The 17,947-nt window shown below is 56.5% G+C and carries 17 protein-coding genes; 3 read left to right on the forward strand and 14 right to left on the reverse strand.

What is annotated here, in order from left to right; all coding sequences use genetic code 11:
- Nucleotides 1-283: 283 nt before the first annotated feature.
- Genes hemG through pepQ form a run of 4 tightly spaced genes read right to left on the reverse strand, consistent with a single transcriptional unit; the run spans nt 284 to nt 4,269 of the window.
- On the reverse strand, nt 284-823 hold the full coding sequence (hemG, locus tag F9C28_RS13360) for a menaquinone-dependent protoporphyrinogen IX dehydrogenase (protein WP_199015860.1): 540 nt from the start codon (nt 821-823) through the stop codon (nt 284-286).
- A gap of 12 nt (nt 824-835) precedes the next feature.
- Nucleotides 836-2,287 carry a Trk system potassium transporter TrkH gene (trkH, locus tag F9C28_RS13365; protein WP_199015861.1) on the reverse strand — a complete coding sequence of 484 codons (1,452 nt, stop codon included), beginning with the start codon at nt 2,285-2,287 and terminating at the stop codon, nt 836-838.
- Between the two features lie 39 nt (nt 2,288-2,326).
- Nucleotides 2,327-2,938 carry an IMPACT family protein gene (locus F9C28_RS13370; RefSeq protein ID WP_199015862.1) on the reverse strand — a complete coding sequence of 204 codons (612 nt, stop codon included), beginning with the start codon at nt 2,936-2,938 and terminating at the stop codon, nt 2,327-2,329.
- Nucleotides 2,938-4,269, reverse strand: coding sequence for a Xaa-Pro dipeptidase (gene pepQ / locus F9C28_RS13375; RefSeq protein WP_199015863.1), 1,332 nt, complete (start codon nt 4,267-4,269; stop codon nt 2,938-2,940). The genes F9C28_RS13370 and pepQ overlap by 1 nt, the downstream gene beginning before the upstream one ends.
- Before the next feature lie 184 nt (nt 4,270-4,453).
- On the opposite strand from pepQ, the gene fadB reads away from it, so the two are divergent.
- Entirely contained in the window at nt 4,454-6,643 is a 2,190-nt protein-coding gene (gene fadB, locus F9C28_RS13380) for a fatty acid oxidation complex subunit alpha FadB (RefSeq protein ID WP_199015864.1), read from the forward strand.
- Nucleotides 6,644-6,653: 10 nt separating this feature from the next.
- Complete coding sequence (gene fadA, locus F9C28_RS13385) at nt 6,654-7,817, forward strand: acetyl-CoA C-acyltransferase FadA (protein WP_199015865.1); 1,164 nt, start codon at nt 6,654-6,656, stop codon at nt 7,815-7,817.
- Nucleotides 7,818-7,960: 143 nt separating this feature from the next.
- Here the strand turns inward: fadA and fre are convergent, their stop codons facing one another.
- Nucleotides 7,961-8,662, reverse strand: coding sequence for an NAD(P)H-flavin reductase (gene fre / locus F9C28_RS13390; RefSeq protein ID WP_199015866.1), 702 nt, complete (start codon nt 8,660-8,662; stop codon nt 7,961-7,963).
- Between the two features lie 44 nt (nt 8,663-8,706).
- Nucleotides 8,707-10,191, reverse strand: a complete 1,485-nt coding sequence (ubiD, locus tag F9C28_RS13395; RefSeq protein ID WP_199015867.1) for a 4-hydroxy-3-polyprenylbenzoate decarboxylase — start codon at nt 10,189-10,191, stop codon at nt 8,707-8,709.
- A gap of 185 nt (nt 10,192-10,376) precedes the next feature.
- Here ubiD and rfaH point away from each other — a divergent pair, with 185 nt between their 5' ends.
- The gene (gene rfaH, locus F9C28_RS13400; protein ID WP_199015868.1) at nt 10,377-10,865 is read left to right on the forward strand and encodes a transcription/translation regulatory transformer protein RfaH; all 489 of its coding nucleotides are present in this window, start codon (nt 10,377-10,379) and stop codon (nt 10,863-10,865) included.
- Nucleotides 10,866-10,867: 2 nt separating this feature from the next.
- On the opposite strand, the gene tatD is transcribed toward rfaH, so the two are convergent.
- The 8 genes from tatD to rmuC all read right to left on the reverse strand — a co-directional run bounded on the left by tatD (nt 10,868) and on the right by rmuC (nt 17,845).
- A complete protein-coding gene (tatD, locus tag F9C28_RS13405) occupies nt 10,868-11,650 on the reverse strand; it encodes a 3'-5' ssDNA/RNA exonuclease TatD (RefSeq protein ID WP_199015869.1) in 783 nt (260 codons plus the stop codon).
- Nucleotides 11,651-11,704: 54 nt separating this feature from the next.
- A complete protein-coding gene (gene tatC / locus F9C28_RS13410; RefSeq protein ID WP_199015870.1) occupies nt 11,705-12,499 on the reverse strand; it encodes a Sec-independent protein translocase subunit TatC in 795 nt (264 codons plus the stop codon).
- A gap of 2 nt (nt 12,500-12,501) precedes the next feature.
- Entirely contained in the window at nt 12,502-13,032 is a 531-nt protein-coding gene (tatB, locus tag F9C28_RS13415) for a Sec-independent protein translocase protein TatB (protein ID WP_199015871.1), read from the reverse strand.
- Nucleotides 13,033-13,035: 3 nt separating this feature from the next.
- Complete coding sequence (gene tatA / locus F9C28_RS13420; protein WP_199015872.1) at nt 13,036-13,287, reverse strand: Sec-independent protein translocase subunit TatA; 252 nt, start codon at nt 13,285-13,287, stop codon at nt 13,036-13,038.
- Nucleotides 13,288-13,361: 74 nt separating this feature from the next.
- Nucleotides 13,362-15,002: a ubiquinone biosynthesis regulatory protein kinase UbiB gene (gene ubiB, locus F9C28_RS13425; RefSeq protein ID WP_199015873.1), complete on the reverse strand. Its 1,641-nt coding sequence runs from the start codon at nt 15,000-15,002 to the stop codon at nt 13,362-13,364.
- Nucleotides 14,999-15,604 (reverse strand): ubiquinone biosynthesis protein UbiJ, encoded by a 606-nt coding sequence (gene ubiJ, locus F9C28_RS13430; RefSeq protein WP_199015874.1) that lies wholly within the window; start codon nt 15,602-15,604, stop codon nt 14,999-15,001. The genes ubiB and ubiJ overlap by 4 nt, the downstream gene beginning before the upstream one ends.
- A 13-nt stretch (nt 15,605-15,617) precedes the next feature.
- Nucleotides 15,618-16,373, reverse strand: coding sequence for a bifunctional demethylmenaquinone methyltransferase/2-methoxy-6-polyprenyl-1,4-benzoquinol methylase UbiE (ubiE, locus tag F9C28_RS13435; RefSeq protein ID WP_199015875.1), 756 nt, complete (start codon nt 16,371-16,373; stop codon nt 15,618-15,620).
- A gap of 92 nt (nt 16,374-16,465) precedes the next feature.
- The gene (rmuC, locus tag F9C28_RS13440; protein ID WP_408641526.1) at nt 16,466-17,845 is read right to left on the reverse strand and encodes a DNA recombination protein RmuC; all 1,380 of its coding nucleotides are present in this window, start codon (nt 17,843-17,845) and stop codon (nt 16,466-16,468) included.
- Nucleotides 17,846-17,947 lie beyond the last annotated feature (102 nt).

The raw sequence follows: 17,947 nt of genomic DNA on the forward strand, positions 1-17,947 counted from the left end.
AGAGTGCCCACACAGATTGTCTGATAAATTGTTAAAGAGCAGTGCGACGGCGCTGAGCGCTCTGTCGCGAGGTGGCGTATATTACGCTTTCCTCTTTCAAAGTCAACTGTTTATTTTCACATTTCGTTACTCGTAAACTTTGTTTTCCTTTGCCTGACAGGCCGGTTTAGAAGCCGTTGTGCCGTGTCAGTGGAGGCGCATTATAGGGAGTTTCTGACGGCTGACAACCCCTGTTTTTAAAATAATTTACTGACCGCTCACATTCCAGGCAACCTGCCTGGAATTACGTCATTTTGCCTGGTAACTGCGCAATTTTTTGCGCAAAACCGGCCACGGCCTGCCAGTCGGTATATTCCACCTCTTTATGCACATCGGTCTCGCCCCCGGTCATCTTCATAATCAGGCGAATCATCATCCGGTCATACCAGGTGTAGTGCGGGTAACGCAGGGCGCCGGCAAAAACCTGGCACAGTTGCGGCTGCCAGGGCGATGCCTCAAGGAACTTACGGGTATAACTGTTCGTGTCCGGGGTTTGCTTCTCCGGCTTACGGGCGACCAGGTTCACAGTGAACAAGGCACCGGGCAGCGCCTTTAATTGCTGCGCGTAGGTATTCACAAATCGGCTCAAGCTTTTATGGAAATGCCCGTAGCGAATAGACGCCCCAATCACCACACACTCCACGTTGGCCCAGTCCGGCTCACGGCACTGGTGAAGGTCAACCAGCTCGCAGGTTTTCCCCCGGGCCTCAAGGATCCCGGCAATATGCCGGGCAATTTTATGTGTCTGACCATCCCGGGTAGAAAACAGCAGTAATGTTTTCACGCTATGCTCCATTTATTCGCGCCAAAAAGTCGGGGTAAACAGGACCAGCAGAGTAAAGACTTCCAGTCGTCCAAACAGCATGTTGGCAATCAGGATCCACTTCGCCACCGGGTTCATGGTGGTGAAGTTGTCTGCTACCACACCCAGCCCAGGGCCAAGGTTGTTCAGGGTCGCCGCCACCGCCGCAAAAGAAGAGAAATCGTCCACACCAGTGGCAATGATCGCCAGCATACTGACAATAAACACCAGCGCATACGCAGAGAAGAATCCCCACACCGCTTCCAGAATACGTTCCGGCAGCGCCCGGTTACCTAACTTAATGCTGTAAACCGCATTGGGATGCACCAGACGTTTCAGCTCGCGGTTACCCTGTTTAAACAACAGCAGGATACGAATCACCTTCAGCCCACCGCCGGTTGATCCGGCACAGCCCCCGATAAACGCCGAGCACAGCAGCAGTACCGGCAGAAACAGCGGCCAGCGGGCAATACTGTCGGTAGTAAACCCCGCCGTTGTGGCCATGGACACCACCTGGAAGAAGGCCTGGTTAACGGTTTGTACTATCGAGCCGTAGGTACTGTGGAACGCCAGCACAAGGGTGCAGATCACCACCAGCGACAGCTGCACGCCAATAAACATACGGAATTCCGGATCGCGCCAGTAGACTTTCAGGCTCCGCCCGCTAAGCAGCGAGAAGTGCAGGCCATAGTTACAACCCGAAATAAGCAGGAAGATAGCAATGATGGTGTTAATAGTAGGACTATTAAAATAGCCCACGCTGGCGTCATGGGTTGAAAACCCGCCGATGGCAATCGTCGAGAAGCTGTGGCCAATCGCATCGAAGGCGGGCATCCCGGCAAACCACAGGGCCACCGCACAGGCAATGGTCAGCAATACGTAGATCAGCCACAGGGTTTTCGCCGTCTCGGCAATACGCGGGCGCATCTTGTTGTCTTTCAGCGGGCCGGGCATTTCAGCACGGTATAGCTGCATCCCCCCTACCCCGAGGATAGGCAGAATAGCCACCGCCAGCACGATGATCCCCATCCCGCCAAACCACTGCAGCATCTGGCGATAAAACAGTATGGCGTGCGGCAGGGAATCCAGCCCCACCAGGGTAGTGGCACCGGTGGTGGTAAGCCCGGAGAACGATTCGAAGAACGCATCGGTTATCGTCAGATTGGGCTGTTCGGAAAAGATAAACGGCAGCGACCCCACGCTCCCCAGCACCGTCCAGAACAACACGACAATTAAAAAACCTTCCCGGGGTTTCAGTTCCCCCTTCTGGTGGCGGTTTGGCCACCACAGCAATACCCCAATGGTCAGCGCCACAAAAAAGGTTTGCGTAAACGCCCGCCCCGCACCGTCCCGATACAATAATGCCACCAGCCCGGGAACAATCATGGTTCCGGAAAACAAGATGACTAATAGGCCCACAATGCGGGTTATGGCACGAAAATGCATTTCAGCCGATCCTTAATAAATAACAAAAGAGAGGAAGCGTTATTCCTGTGGTGATAACTGCAATGCGCCCCGGCTGATATCCGCCAGTTTTTGTGAAAATCCGTCCACCTGGGGTTGTGGCAATGCGAGTATCAATTGCACATCAGACTGGTATTCCGTATGTACAATCCGCCCCTCAAATTGAGTAACCAGTGCGTCTACCGCAGAGAGCCAGCTGTATTCACACTGCAAAGTATATTCAGTCAGGGGAACTTTGCGCAGGGTCGTCAACTGGGTTAAGGCCAGCTGAACACCGCCGCCATAGGCTTTTACCAGCCCTCCGGTTCCCAGTTTAATACCGCCATAATAACGCACCACCACGGCGGTAATCTCACCAATACCGCTCCCCATCAGTTGAGCAAGCATTGGTTTTCCCGCGGTTCCCGCCGGTTCGCCATCGTCAGAAAACCCCAGTTGCTGCGAATCATCCGGTGCGCCAGCAACCCAGGCCAGGCAATGGTGTCTGGCGGCCGGGTGTTCCCGGCGTACCGCATCAACGAAAGCTTTCGCCGCCTCAACCCCATCGGTATGGGCCAACAGCGTAATAAAGCGGCTTTTTTTTATCTCTTCCGTCACCGTGATCGGCGCCGCCGGGATTAACCAGCTGTCCATCAGGCCAGCTTCAGGTCGCGGGTCATATTTTCGATACTGTTGGCATGGATCACCACGTTATCTTCGATTCGGATACCGCCAAAAGGTTTCAGGGCGTCAATTTTCTGCCAATTAAAGTGCTTGCTGTACTGGCCTTCACGCCACGGCGCCAGCAGTGACTCAATAAAGTAAATCCCCGGCTCAATGGTCAACACCATACCCGGTTCCAGCACCCTGGTGCAGCGCAAGTAGGGATATTTCGCCGGTGCTGCCAGATGCGTACCGCTATCATCCTGCATAAAGCCGCCGACATCATGTACCTGTAACCCCAGCGGGTGGCCAATACCGTGCGGCATAAACGGCCCGGTGATATCGGCATCCAGCATCGCCTCTTCACTGATGCCGGTAACCAGGTTGTGGTGCCGCAGCAGTGCAGCAATTCGCTGATGGAACTGCAAATGGTACTCGGTATAGCGCACACCCGCCTGCATGGTGCCAATCAGCGCCAGCTGTTCCTGGTTCACGTCTTTAATCAGCTGCGCATAGTCGTTATCGTGGCTGGCAGCCCAGGTGCGGGTCAGATCCGCCGCATAACCGTTATATTCAGCCCCGGCATCCAGCAAGAAACTGCGTATTTGCGCCGGTGCCGTGTGGTCCAGCCTGGTGTAATGCAGCACAGAAGCATGCTCATTAAGCGCAACAATATTGCTGTAGGGGACATCGGTATCCCGGTGGCCGGTGGCCGCCAGATAGGCGAGGTTGATATCGAATTCACTCATCCCGGCCCGGAAGGCGTCTTCCGCCGCCTGGTGGCCGGATACCGCCATTTTCTGCGCTTCACGCATACAGGCCAGTTCGTAGTCGGTTTTATAGGCCCGATAGTAGTGCAGGTAGTCGATAACCCCTTTGGGGTTCACGTTGCCAGCGGTGATATTCAGTTGCAGTGCGCGCTCGGGAACAGGCCCAATATAAGCGATATTGCTGCGGTTTGCCGGTAGCAGGCTGCCAATCTCGTCGGCCTGCGGCAGGGCAACCAGATCGATATCGCGGGTCCAGAACGCATCCGGCAGTGGCTCGACGTTGTGCCAGTAATCCACCGGCAGCCAAAACCACAGTTTCGGTTTATTGACGCCATCCACCAGCAGCCAGCAGTTAGGCACCTGAGTAACCGGCACCCAGGACTTAAACTGGGGATTCACTTTGAATGGGTAGGGATGATCGTCCAGGAAGACATTAAATAGCTCACCAGAATGGATGAGCAAGGCGTCCAGTTTGTAGCGCTCGAGGACGTTACGCGCCCTTTCCTGTAAGGTTTCCAGATGCGCCTTGTATTGTGCTGCCAGCGATTCCATAAATGACCCTTCTTATTTGAGCTTAACGCCGCATCTTAACACAGCGCCCTCAGCGATGCTGTTTTCGCTATCCGTGATCCCCTCTGCAAAAAATTAATCATCTGTTTGCATTTTATTAACATAAAATCCACACTCCGTTTCATCTGGTACGACCAGATCACTTTGCTGGATTCAGGAGACTGACATGCTCTACCAAGGCGAAACACTACATCTTAAGTGGCTGGATAACGGCATTGCCGAACTGGTGTTCGATGCCCCCGGCTCGGTTAACAAGCTGGACACCGCAACCGTGGCAAGCCTCGGCCATGCGATTGACGTACTCGAAAAGCAGCCTGAACTAACCGGCCTGCTGCTGACCTCTGCCAAAGCCGCCTTTATTGTCGGCGCTGATATTATGGAGTTCCTCTCCCTCTTCCAGGTACCGGAAGCGCAATTGTCCGACTGGCTGCACTTCGCCAACAGCGTGTTTAACCGTCTGGAAGATTTGCCGGTGCCAACCATCAGCGCCATCAATGGTTACGCGCTGGGCGGCGGCTGCGAATGTGTGCTGGCAACGGATTATCGCCTTGCGGCCCCGGATCTGCGCATTGGCCTGCCGGAAACCAAACTGGGGATCATGCCCGGGTTCGGCGGCTCAGTTCGCCTGCCGCGCCTGCTGGGGGCCGATAGCGCCCTGGAAATTATCGCCGCCGGGAAAGACGTAGGAGCCCAGGAGGCCCTGAAGCTGGGTCTGGTAGACGGTATTGTCGCCACAGAGAAATTACGCAACGGCGCACTGAACATGCTGCGCCAGGCCATTGCCGGTGATCTGGACTGGCAGGCCAAGCGCGCCCCCAAGCTGGCGCCGCTAACATTGAGCAAAATCGAAGCGACCATGAGCTTCACTATCGCCAAAGCCATGGTTGCCCAGACCGCGGGCAAACATTATCCGGCACCGCTCACGGCGGTGAAAACCATCGAAGCCGCCGCCCGTCTGGGCCGCGATGCGGCGCTGGATCTGGAAAACAAAAGCTTTGTCCCTCTGACCCACACCCCGGAAGCTAAAGCACTGGTAGGGATCTTCCTCAACGACCAGTATGTGAAAGGCAAGGCTAAAAAACTCGCCAGGGCGGTGGAAACCCCGGCCCACGCGGCGGTACTGGGTGCCGGTATTATGGGGGGCGGTATTGCCTACCAGTCAGCCTGGAAAGGCGTGCCGGTGGTGATGAAAGACATTAATGACAAGTCCCTTGAACTGGGGATGACCGAAGCAGGCAAGCTGCTAAATAAACAGCTGGAGCGCGGCAAAATCACCGGGCTGAAACTCTCCCAGGTGATAAGCACCATTCGCCCCACCCTGACTTACGACGGGTTTGACCACGTTGACGTCGTCGTGGAAGCGGTGGTCGAAAACCCGAAAATTAAAAAGGCCGTGCTGGCAGAAACCGAACAGAACGTTCGCCCCGGTACCGTGCTGGCCTCAAATACCTCGACCATCCCCATCAGCGAACTGGCGGGGGCATTACAGCACCCGGAAAATTTCTGCGGTATGCATTTCTTTAACCCGGTCCACCGGATGCCACTGGTAGAAGTGATTCGCGGGGAGAAAACCGCGGATACCACCATAGCGACCGTGGTAGCCTGGGCCAGCAAGATGGGGAAAACCCCGATTGTGGTAAATGACTGCCCGGGCTTCTTTGTCAACCGGGTACTGTTCCCCTACTTTGCCGGATTCAGCCAGTTACTGCGCGACGGGGCGGATTTCAGGCAGATCGATAAAGTGATGGAAAAACAGTTCGGCTGGCCGATGGGCCCGGCATACCTGCTGGATGTGGTCGGCATTGATACCGCTCACCACGCCCAGGCGGTGATGGCTGCCGGCTTCCCGGACCGGATGCAAAAAAGCTACCGCGATGCGGTGGACGTGCTGTTTGACACCGGTCGCTTTGGCCAGAAAACCGGCCAGGGGTTCTACCGCTATACCGCAGACAGCAAAGGCAAACCGCGTAAAGAAGCCGACGAGCACGTTGCGGCTCTGCTGGCTGACGTATGCCAGCCCGCCCGCAGCTTCAGCGACGACGAGATCATTGCCCGCATGATGATCCCGATGATCAACGAAGTGGTGCGCTGCCTGGAAGAGAACATTATTGCCAGCCCGGCAGAAGCGGACCTGGCGCTGGTGTATGGCCTCGGCTTCCCGCCGTTCCACGGTGGTGCATTCCGCTGGCTGGATACCCAGGGTAGCGCCCGTTATGTCGATATGGCGCAGCACTACAGCCAACTGGGCTCCCTGTATGCCATTCCAGCCGGGCTGGCTGAAAAAGCCCGCCAGAATGCCCCCTATTATCCCCCGGTGGAAACCGCTAAACCGGTCGACGCGCGGAAAAGTGCCTGAGGAGCGAATCATGGAAAAGGTTGTTATTGTTGATGCAATTCGTACCCCGATGGGCCGTTCCAAAGGTGGCGCCTTCCGCCATGTCCGGGCGGAAGATTTATCCGCCCACCTGATGCGTAGCCTGCTGGCGCGTAATCCGGCACTGGAAGCGGCGGCCATTGATGACATTTACTGGGGGTGTGTGCAACAAACCCTCGAACAGGGTTTTAATATCGCCCGCAATGCCGCCCTGCTGGCAGAAGTGCCCCACAGTGTGCCCGCCGTCACCGTCAACCGGCTGTGCGGATCGTCAATGCAGGCACTGCATGACGCCGCCCGGATGATAATGACCGGAGATGCCAGCACCTGCCTGATCGGCGGTGTAGAGCATATGGGCCATGTGCCGATGACCCACGGGGCGGACTTTCATCCGGGGCTGAGCCGTACCGTAGCCAAAGCCGCAGCGATGATGGGGCTCACCGCAGAGATGCTGGCCAGGATGAACGGTATCAGCCGCGAGATGCAGGACGCCTTTGCGGCGCGCTCGCATCAGCGGGCATGGGCCGCAACCCAGGCCGGGCATTTTGCGAATGAAATTATTCCCACCGGGGGCCACGACGCGGACGGGGTCCTGAAGCGCTATATCACGGATGAAGTGGTACGTGCCGATACCACAGCCGACAGTCTGGCAAGCCTGAAAGCCGCCTTTGATCCGGCCAACGGCACCGTCACGGCGGGTAATGCGTCGGCGCTGTCAGACGGTGCCGCCGCCATGCTGGTGATGAGCGCCAGCCGCGCCCGGGAGCTGGGTCTGAAACCCAGGGCGGTGATTCGCGCCACGGCAGTCGTGGGCTGTGATCCGTCAATTATGGGTTATGGGCCGGTACCGGCATCCCGCCTGGCGCTGAAAAAGGCCGGGCTGACGGTGGACGATATTGATCTGTTTGAGATGAATGAAGCCTTTGCCGCCCAGATCCTGCCGTGCATTCACGATCTTGGCCTGTCAGATAAGCTAGACGACAAGATCAACCTCAATGGCGGGGCCATCGCTCTGGGCCACCCGCTGGGGTGCTCCGGCGCCCGAATCAGCACCACACTGCTGAATCTGATGGAACGCCGTGACGCCCAGTTTGGCCTGGCCACCATGTGTATCGGCCTCGGCCAGGGCATTGCCACCGTCTTCGAACGCGTGTAATACCTTGCGGGCCGGTCCGCCCCGGCCCGGTGAGTTTCATTGCCGTTCTTTCCCGCCTGTCAGGGGCGGGTTTTTTATTGCCGTCACCAAAAAAACGCCCGCAGGATAACCCCGCAGGCGCATTGCTATATCGGGTGGCTGCGTCAGATAAACGCGAACGCGTCACCGAACATACGATCTTCCCGGGCACCGCGATCCTGGCAGAACATCTCGCGGGCAATTTTGGCCATTTCGAAACGGCCGGCGATATAGATATCGTGATCCGCCAGCGAGCCATAATCCTGTAACACCGCCGCCAGTACCGTACCGGTACGGCCACGCCAGGCATCATCCGGCTGCTCGACAACCGCTTCAACCCGCAGATTAGGGTGAGTCACCGACAGGGCTTCCAGCTCATCCAAATCATAAAGATGCCGGGCTTCTCTGCCGCCCCAGTAGATGGCTATCTCGCGGTTCGGGTTGCGGGACAGGGCCGTCAGCAAAATGGAACGCACGTAGGAGAAGCCCGTTCCCCCGGCAATCAGGATCAGCGGGCGATCGTCTTCATCGCGCAGCCAGGCGTCACCGTGGGGCATATCCACCAGGATTTCCTGCTGTTTGAGGATGCGATCCATCACCGCCATCGCGTACAAATTCAGCTCTGAAGCGCCAATATGAAGCTCGATAAAGTCCTGTTCAGCAGGTGTCGACGCCACTGAGAACGGGCGTTTATCCCGCTCATCCATTACCACCATCAAATACTGTCCAGCACGAAAGGAAAAAGCGGCTTCAGGCAGCAAACGGACACGGTAAACAGTGTCGGTGATCGCTTCTACTGAGGTCACTTTACAGCTTAAGGTTGTCATGCATCCCCTCTGTCGGGTCGTTAAGGCAAATATTAATGGCAGCGCTATGTGCCCTTACCATCCTCGAAGATACCCAGCTCATCCCAGATGGCATCTATGCGCGCGGTGACCTGTGGATCTTTCTCAATAGGTACCCCCCATTCACGCTGGGTTTCCCCCGGCCATTTATTGGTGGCATCCATCCCCATTTTTGACCCCAGCCCGGAAACGGGCGACGCGAAATCCAGGTAATCTATTGGTGTGTTTTCCATCAGCACGGTATCACGGGCGGGATCCATCCGTGTCGTTATCGCCCAGATAACATCGTTCCAGTCACGCGCGTTGATATCGTCATCGCACACGATGACAAACTTGGTGTACATAAACTGCCGCAGGAATGACCATACCCCCATCATGACGCGCTTGGCGTGACCGGCGTACTGCTTCTTCATGGTCACCACCGCCATGCGGTAGGAGCAGCCTTCCGGCGGCAGATAAAAATCAACAATCTCAGGGAACTGTTTTTGCAAAATAGGCACCAGCACTTCATTCAGTGCCGCACCCAATACCGCAGGCTCATCGGGCGGCCGGCCGGTATAGGTCGAGTGATAGATGGCATCTTCGCGGCGGGTAATATGGGTCACCGTAAATACCGGGAAGCTGTCCACTTCGTTATAGTAGCCGGTGTGGTCCCCATAAGGCCCTTCGTCCGCCATTTCGCCGGGCTCGATATATCCCTCAAGGACAATTTCCGCGCTGGCCGGGACCTCAAGGTCATTAGAGAGGCACTTCACCACTTCGGTTTTGGTGCCGCGCAGCAGCCCGGCAAAGGCATATTCAGACAGGGTATCCGGCACCGGTGTCACGGCCCCCAGAATCGTGGCCGGATCGGCCCCCAGGGCTACCGCCACCGGGAAACGTTCACCAGGGTGCGCCGCACACCACTCCTGAAAATCCAGCGCCCCGCCCCGGTGGGACAGCCAGCGCATGATCAGCTTGTTTTTGCCAATCCGCTGCTGGCGATAAATCCCCAAATTCTGGCGCTCCTTATGCGGCCCACGGGTCACTGTCAGCCCCCAGGTCACCAGCGGCGCAGCATCACCAGGCCAGCACTGCATCACCGGAATGCGGTTCAGATCGACCGCATCCCCTTCCAGCACCACCTGCTGGCAAGGGGCGCCGCGCAGCCGCTTCGTCGGCATATTCAGCACCTGCTTAAACTGCGGCAGCTTGTCGAACATATCGCGGAAACCTTTCGGGGGCTCCGGTTCTTTCAGAAAAGCGAGCAGTTTCCCCACTTCGCGCAGGGAGGAAACATCCTCCTGCCCCATGCCCATGGCCACCCGCTTCGGGGTGCCAAACAGGTTGCACAGCACCGGCATTTGGTAACCTTTGGGGTTTTCAAACAGCAAGGCGGGGCCCCCGGCACGTAAGGTCCGGTCGGCGATTTCCGTCATTTCCAGATAGGGGTCAACGGGTAAAGTGATGCGTTTTAATTCTCCCTGCTGCTCCAGCAGGGAAAGAAAGTCTCGTAGATCCTGGTATTTCATGCCGTGGTTATCGCGTCCTGATTAGCGCCCTAGTATACGTTTTTCGCTGCGCTCATGCTGTATTTTTGTTAAGTAAGCGTGAACAGCATGGCGAATAGTCACTTACGGGGTATAATACCCTTTCCTCTACCGTTACAGCGGGGGTTTTGATATTTTGCGCCCCAGTTGATGAGAAAAGAGTGCTTATGCAATCCTGGTATTTACTGTACTGCAAACGTGGCCAACTTGAACGGGCCCAAGAACACCTTGAGCGCCAGCAGGTTAACTGCATGACGCCGATGATCACGCTGGAAAAAATGGTCCGGGGTAAACGCACAGCAGTCAGTGAACCACTCTTTCCTAACTACCTGTTCATTGAGTTCGACCCCGAGCATATCCACACCACCACCATCAGCTCTACCCGTGGGGTGAGTCATTTTGTGCGTTTTGGCAATCTGCCCGCCACTGTACCGCTGGCGGTTATCCAGCAGCTCAGCAACTGGCCCCTTGAGGATGTGATTGATCCCGATACGCCGTGGCCTGGGGATAATGTCGTGATCACCGACGGCGCCTTCGAAGGGCTGGAGGCCATCTTCACCGAGCCTGATGGCGAAACCCGTTCGATGTTACTGCTCAATCTGCTGAATAAGCAGGTGGTGCAGAGCGTACGCAATATCGACTTCCGCAAAGCCTGACATCAGAAACGCACCTTAAATAACCGCTGCACATTCGCATCCAGCGTTTGCTCCAGCCACTGGGGATCTTCCCCGCGCCACTGGGCAACCTGGCGCAAAATGTGGCCAAGGAACGCCGGCTCATTGCGCCGGGAACGGGGCTTCGGCTGCATATCGCGCGGTAATAACCAGGGGGCATCGGTTTCCAGCAGCAGTTGTTTCGCCGGTATCACCGGTAACAGCGCCCGCAGGTCAAGCCCGCGCCGCTCGTCACACACCCAGCCGGTTATCCCTAAATATAACCCGCGCGCCAGACACTCCCGGGCTTCGGCTTCTGTGCCGGTAAAGCAGTGCAGCACCGCCGCCGGGAGTTTATCCAGCCAGGGATCCAGCAACGCCACAAATCGTGGATGGGCCTCACGGCAATGCATAAACACCGGCAAATTGAGCTCCGCCGCCAGCGCCAGCTGGGCGCTAAAAGCGCGCTCCTGTTCTGCGGGTGTCGAGAAGTTACGATTAAAATCCAGCCCACACTCACCAATGGCCACCACCCGGGGATCCGCCGCCAGCGCCGCCAGTTGCCCGGCGGTATCCGCCTGCCACTGGCTGGCATCGTGGGGGTGTACACCCGCCGTCGCCCAGCATGCCGGATAGTGATTCGCCAGCCGGGATGCGGCGCGGCTCTCCTCCAGATTGGTGCCGGTAATTAACATGCCGAGGACCCCGGCCTCCCGGGCGCGGGAAACCACCGCGTCAATATCGCCGGAAAACTGGCTGCTGGTCAGATTAACACCAATATCAAACATGCGCGCTTGCCTTAAAAAAACGGAAAAAAAGCCGCCTGAAAAGGCGGCTGATAATTAGTGTTTCTCGTCAGAGTCAGTGGTTTCTTCACCGGACTCCGCGTGCTCGTCGTCATCTTCTTGCTGCCTGCGCCCTTTACCGACGTAGAAGCGCGAGAAGAACACGCCGACTTCAAACAGGAAATACATCGGAATGGCCAGCAGAGTCTGGGAGAAGACATCCGGCGGCGTAAGCAGCATCCCCACCACAAAGGCCCCCACCAGAACATAAGGGCGTTTCTTGCGCAGATCCTCCGGTGTGGTTATCCCCATCCAGCACAGCAGCACAATGGCAACCGGCACCTCAAACGACACACCAAACGCCATAAACAGCGCCATGACAAAGTCGAGGTAATTGGTGATATCCGTGGAGATAACCACCCCCACAGGCGCGGTTTTGGTCAAAAAGCCAAATGCCAGCGGGAACACCACAAAGTAAGCAAATGCCATCCCGATATAAAACAGGCAGGTACTGGAGACCAGTAACGGCACCACTAAGCGGCGCTCATGCTTATAAAGCGCCGGGGCGATAAATGCCCACACCTGGTAAAGAATAACCGGGGCAGACAAGATAACCGACACCATAATGGTCAGCTTTATCGGGGTGAAGAACGGCGAGGCCACATCCGTAGCAATCATGGTCGCGCCCTGGGGCATCTGCTTAATCAGCGGTGCTGAGATCAGCTGGTAAATATCGTTGGCGAAATACACCAGGCAGAGAAAAATCACCAGAATCGCAATAATGCAATTCAGCAGACGCTTGCGTAGCTCAATCAGGTGAGTGATGAGCGGTTGGGTATCATCAACAGCCATTTTCAGGATTTATCGCCAGATTTGGAGGGTGCCGCAGCGGCAGCAGACACGTCATTTTCGGGCTGCGCAGGCGTCGCGCCTGGCGCCGACGGCGCTGGCTGCATTACCGGTTCAGGGTGAACAGCAGCTGGGGCTGTGTCCGCAGTTTCCGCTGGCGCAGCAGGCTCACCGGCCGCGGTATGAGGATGCTGAATCGCATGCGCTTCATCACTCGCTTTTTCCGGGTCATTCTGCGTATAGGAGCGCTTCATGGATTCCGCGGCTTCCCGCAATTCATCCATAGAGGCTTTCAGCTCCGGGGAGAGGTCGCCAAGGCTGGCTTTGCTGGCCTTTTCGACCTTGTTCAGGCTGTCCTGAAACTCCTGCAGCTTAAGCTCTTTGGTCAGCTCGCCCTGTACTGTGGTGGCCAGCGATCGTAACGCCCGGATCCACCCCGCCACCGTTCTGACTGCAACAGGCAGGCGCTGCGGCCCCAGAACCACCAGACCAATAACAAAAACCAGTACAAGTTCACTAAAACCGATGTCGAACACGAATTACACCTGCTCTTTATCTTTGCTCTTTGCTTCGTCTTTCTTTGCGTCGCCAGGTTTTTCAGAGAGCGATTTTGCTGTGAAATCCGCATCCGGTGCAGATTTCTCTTTATCGTCGTCATCATTCATGGCTTTTTTAAAGCCTTTGATTGACGCGCCGAGATCGGAGCCAAGGGAGCTAAGCTTTTTGGTCCCAAAAAGCAAAACAACAATGACAACAATAATTAATAATTGCCAAATACTAATGCCGCCCATAATGATCCTCTGAGAAAGTAGTGGTTCCGTCCCCGGCATTATACGGTACAGTACCGCAGAATGCCGCTTTAAATTCAGCCAGCACGCCGCCATCCGATGACCCAGCTAATCACGCCAACCGCCATGATTCCCGCTGGTGCCCACTGGAGATCGGGCCGGCTAATCAGCAATAATGTCCCGCTAATCATCAATATTGCGCCAACGCCAAATAAATAACGGGACTGGCCCTGGCGCCCGCGATGCTTACGCATCTCACCGGCAATTCTATCAATACTCAGCTGTAATTTTTTGCCCTGGCGCAGGCTGTCGTAAACCAGCTCAGGAATTTCCGGCATTTTTTCTACCCAGTAAGGGGCTTTCTCTTTAAATGCCCGTACCAGTGCCGGTAACCCCACCTGATCGCGTATCCAGGACTCAAGGAACGGTTTGGCGGTTTTCCACAGATCGAGCTGAGGATAGAGCTGCCGCCCCACCCCTTCCACATACAGCAGGGTTTTCTGCAACAGCATCAGTTGCGGCTGCACTTCCATATTAAAGCGTCGGGCAGTATTAAACAGATTCAGCAGCACGTGGCCGAAGGAGATCTCCGCCAGGGGCTTTTCAAAAATCGGTTCACACACCGTGCGGATGGCAAACTCGAACTCTTCCACATTGGTGTCCGGGGGCACCCAGCCAGAATCCACGTGCAGCTCCGCCACTTTGCGGTAGTCGCGGTTAAAGAAGGCGATAAAGTTTTCCGCCAGGTAGCGTTTGTCATTCTTGTTCAGGGAGCCGACGATACCGCAATCAATACCAATATATTGGGGGTCTTCCGGGTGCTCGTAGCTGACAAAGATATTCCCCGGGTGCATATCCGCATGGAAGAAACTGTCGCGGAACACCTGGGTGAAGAACACCTGCACGCCGCGCTCTGCCAGCAGCTTCATATTGGTGCCCATCTGGTGTAGCGTGGCGGTATCCGATACCTGCACCCCGTAGATGCGCTCCATCACCATCATGTCTTCATTGCAGTAATCTGCGTAGACCTCCGGGATGTACAGCATCGGGCTGCCTTCAAAGTTACGCCGCAGCTGGATAGCATTGGCCGCTTCCCGGGCCAGGTTCAGCTCGTCCAGCAGGGTCTTTTCATACTCGCGAACCACCTCAAGGGGGCGCAGCCGGCGGCCATCTGGCAGCAGGCGCGGCACCCAGCGGGCGAGGCGGTAGATAAGCTTCATATCCGCTTTAATGACCGGCAAAATGTCCGGGCGGATCACTTTGATGACCACCTCTTTGCCATTTTCTTTCAGGCGCGCCGTGTGTACCTGGGCAATCGAGGCCGACGCCAGCGGGGTCACTTCGAAATCATCAAACCACGCGGAAACCGGTAAACCGCCCATCGCCTGTTCAATCTGCTGCTGGGCCCGGGCACCGTCAAAGGGCGCAACCCGGTCCTGTAGCAGGGCCAGCTCATCGGCAATCTGCGGCGGAAACAGGTCCCGCCGGGTAGAGAGCATCTGCCCAAACTTGATCCACACCGGCCCAAGCTCTTGCAGCGCCAGACGCAACCGCTCACCGAGGGGCTTGTCTTTATGGCGATTCGGCATCCAGAACAGCAGCTTCCGCCCGAGGCGCAGCGGCAGCGTAATGCGCATTTTGGGTATCAGTTCATCGAGGCCGTAACTCAAAAAAGTGCGGACGATAAAATACAGGCGCCAAATTTCACCGGGCGTCATTTGCTCTCCAGTTTCTCGAGGCGGGCTACCAGTGACTGTGCGGAACGCTCCAGGGCATCGACTTCCCCGGCAAACCAGGCCACTTCCAGCGGGCCTGGGGCCATACGCCACTCTTCAGTGAGTGACTCCGCCAGATAACGCTGCTGGCGCGCGGCGCCGCGCTGCAAAAAGCGCCCGCCGCCCTTAATGATCCGGCTAATGCCTTCGGCGACAATATCACCGGTCCAGGGGGACAATACCTCGGCCAGGTCGAACTCAGCCAGGTCCAGCAATGCCACCAGGTTTTGTACCACCTGAATATCGCCGTGGACTTCCAGCTCGCCGCTACGGATAAGCGCCGTAAGCTGTTGGCGATCGCGCAATTTCGGCAGTGTTCCCAGTTGGGTGGTCACCCGGCAGTCGGCTTCCGACTCCCACTGGCCCAGCACATCCAGTTGTTGCTCACTGAATACCAGCACCAGCGGCCCGGGTAGATGCTGAACCTCAAGGCGCAGTACCTTACCCACCAGGCGCTGGCGCGCGGCCTTAAGTGCCCGGTTACGATACAGTGCGGCATTGAGCGCCCCTTCCAGGGCGGCGGTGATCACGGGTACGAGCGGCATGGGTCCTCCTGACTCAGAACTTAAATCCACGGTGTAACGCAACAATGCCTGCCGTCAGGTTGTAATAACTGGTGTTTTCAAACCCGGCATTTTCCATCATCCCTTTCAGGGTTTCCTGATCCGGATGCATGCGGATAGACTCCGCCAGATAGCGGTAGCTCTCTGCGTCCTGGGCAACCAGCTCGCCAATCCGCGGCAGCACATGGAAGGAGTACGCGTCGTAGACCTTACTCAGCGGATCAAAGACCGGTTTGGAGAACTCCAGCACCAGCAAACGGCCACCGGGTTTCAACACGCGGAACATAGAGCGCAGCGCTTTGTCTTTGTCGGTGACGTTGCGCAGGCCAAAGGAGATGGTGATACAGTCGAAGGTGTTGTCCGGGAACGGCAGCGCTTCGGCATTGGCCTGTACATAGTTGACGTTGCCAACGATGCCGATATTGCGCAGTTTTTCCCGGCCCATTTTCAGCATTGAGTCGTTGATATCAGCGAGGATAACTTCACCGGTTTCCCCCACCAGGCGGGAGAATTTCGCGGTAAGATCACCGGTGCCCCCGGCCAGATCCAGCACTTTTTGCCCGCGGCGTACGCCGCTGCAATCAATGGTAAAGCGCTTCCAGATGCGGTGGATCCCGAAGGACATCAAATCGTTCATCACATCGTACTTTGCAGCCACAGAGTGAAAGACGTGAGCCACCATGTCTTCTTTTTCGGCTTTAGCGACAGTACGGAAGCCAAAATGCGTCGTTTCTTGTGTATCCTCAACCATCTCAATGCCTGTTAATCAATAAATGTTTGTGAAGTGTAACAGATATGCGTTGATTGCCCTATGGTTCAGGCCAGCCCGTTATCCGGCTATATTCAACGATATTGCGCCTGATAGTGGTGCTCCGGCAGCGATGCCTGATACTCAACCTCGCCATCCTCAGAAGGCGAATTATCATCCACCTTCTGGCGCGCCTGATCCATCAATTCCGGGTTAATTTCCTGTTTTACCTCGACGCCCAGCTCACGAAACGCGTCCGCCTGAAGTAAAATATTGCCCCGCCCCTGGGCCAATTTGTTCATTGCTCCCTGGTACTTATCCCTTGCTTTATCAAGGCTTTGTCCCATAACGGTCATATCATCAACGAACAGGCGTATTTTGTCATAGAGGCGGGCCGCGCGTTCAGCTATTTGTTGCGCATTACGGCTCTGGTGCTCATAACGCCATAAATTCGCCACAGTACGGAGCGCCACCAACAGCGTGGTGGGGCTGACCAGCATAATATTGTGCTTCAGTGCTTCGCTAATAAGCTCAGGCTGACGATCAATCGCCACCTGAAAGGCAGGCTCCACGGGGATAAACATCAGCACATAGTCCAGGGAACGCAGGCCGGGAAGCTGCTGATAATCCTTACGGCTCAGCAGGCGAATATGGTTACGAATGGCGGCGATATGCTCATTCAGCGCCGCCTCTCTTATCTGGTCATCGTCGGCATTAAAGTAACGCTCATAGGCCACCAGCACCATTTTGGCATCCACCACCACATCTTTGCCCTGGGGCAAGCGCACGATGACATCCGGCTGCATGCGGGCATTGCCCTCCAGAGCAATACTGACCTGGGTCTGGTATTCATGGCCCTCACGCAGGCCGGAGGCTTCCAGCACCCGGGTGAGCACCACTTCCCCCCAGTTGCCCTGGGTTTTGTTATCCCCTTTCAGGGCGCGGGTCAGGTTCACCGCCTCCTGGGCCATCTGGGCATTGAGCTGCTGCAAATTACGGATCTCATACGCCAGGGTATGGCGCTCTCTGGCCTCCTGGCCAAAGCTCTCCTGCACCTGGCGGCGAAAGCCGTCCAGCTGTTCGCGCAGCGGGGTGAGTAACCCGGTCAAACTCTGGCGGTTTTGCTCGTCCACCCGGCGGCTGCTCTGCTCGAAAATACGGTTGGCGAGGTTTTCAAACTGCTCCGCCAGCCGCTGCTCGCTGTTGATCATCTGGCGGACTTTCTCATCTGCCCGCAGGCGGCCCTCTTCCAGCCGGGTGGCCATTTCCCGCAGATCCGCCTCCTGGGCGCTGTTGATCTCCAGTTGATTACGCAACTCGCGGTTCAGTTGCTCGCACTCCTCCCGCCAGTGAGTGTTCTGCGCCAGCGCCTGGCGGGCAGCCATCAGCTCCCCCCAGGTGTCACGCTGGGCCTCCTGATCGGCGGCCTTCTGGCGTGCCGCATTCAGCCCACAGGCCAGCCAGCCAATCGCCATACCGGCAGCCACCGCCACAATCAGATAAATAATCGTCAGATCCACAACGCCCTCAGTCCCGGAAATACCTGTCAGGAAAGCTAAGGTGATGCTGTATGAATG

Source organism: Shimwellia pseudoproteus, assembly GCF_016415625.1.
GTDB lineage: Bacteria > Pseudomonadota > Gammaproteobacteria > Enterobacterales > Enterobacteriaceae > Shimwellia > Shimwellia pseudoproteus.

Excerpts from the sequence above, each read along its gene's own strand:
- trkH (WP_199015861.1), bottom strand. The coding sequence starts at position 2,287 with ATGCATTTTCGTGCCATAACCCGCATTGTGGGCCTATTAGTCATCTTG.
- F9C28_RS13370 (WP_199015862.1), bottom strand. The coding sequence starts at position 2,938 with ATGGACAGCTGGTTAATCCCGGCGGCGCCGATCACGGTGACGGAAGAG.
- pepQ (WP_199015863.1), bottom strand. The coding sequence starts at position 4,269 with ATGGAATCGCTGGCAGCACAATACAAGGCGCATCTGGAAACCTTACAG.
- fadB (WP_199015864.1), top strand. The coding sequence starts at position 4,454 with ATGCTCTACCAAGGCGAAACACTACATCTTAAGTGGCTGGATAACGGC.
- fadA (WP_199015865.1), top strand. The coding sequence starts at position 6,654 with ATGGAAAAGGTTGTTATTGTTGATGCAATTCGTACCCCGATGGGCCGT.
- fre (WP_199015866.1), bottom strand. The coding sequence starts at position 8,662 with ATGACAACCTTAAGCTGTAAAGTGACCTCAGTAGAAGCGATCACCGAC.
- ubiD (WP_199015867.1), bottom strand. The coding sequence starts at position 10,191 with ATGAAATACCAGGATCTACGAGACTTTCTTTCCCTGCTGGAGCAGCAG.
- rfaH (WP_199015868.1), top strand. The coding sequence starts at position 10,377 with ATGCAATCCTGGTATTTACTGTACTGCAAACGTGGCCAACTTGAACGG.
- tatD (WP_199015869.1), bottom strand. The coding sequence starts at position 11,650 with ATGTTTGATATTGGTGTTAATCTGACCAGCAGCCAGTTTTCCGGCGAT.
- tatC (WP_199015870.1), bottom strand. The coding sequence starts at position 12,499 with ATGGCTGTTGATGATACCCAACCGCTCATCACTCACCTGATTGAGCTA.
- tatA (WP_199015872.1), bottom strand. The coding sequence starts at position 13,287 with ATGGGCGGCATTAGTATTTGGCAATTATTAATTATTGTTGTCATTGTT.
- ubiB (WP_199015873.1), bottom strand. The coding sequence starts at position 15,002 with ATGACGCCCGGTGAAATTTGGCGCCTGTATTTTATCGTCCGCACTTTT.
- ubiJ (WP_199015874.1), bottom strand. The coding sequence starts at position 15,604 with ATGCCGCTCGTACCCGTGATCACCGCCGCCCTGGAAGGGGCGCTCAAT.
- ubiE (WP_199015875.1), bottom strand. The coding sequence starts at position 16,373 with ATGGTTGAGGATACACAAGAAACGACGCATTTTGGCTTCCGTACTGTC.
- rmuC (WP_408641526.1), bottom strand. The coding sequence starts at position 17,845 with ATGGCGATTGGCTGGCTGGCCTGTGGGCTGAATGCGGCACGCCAGAAG.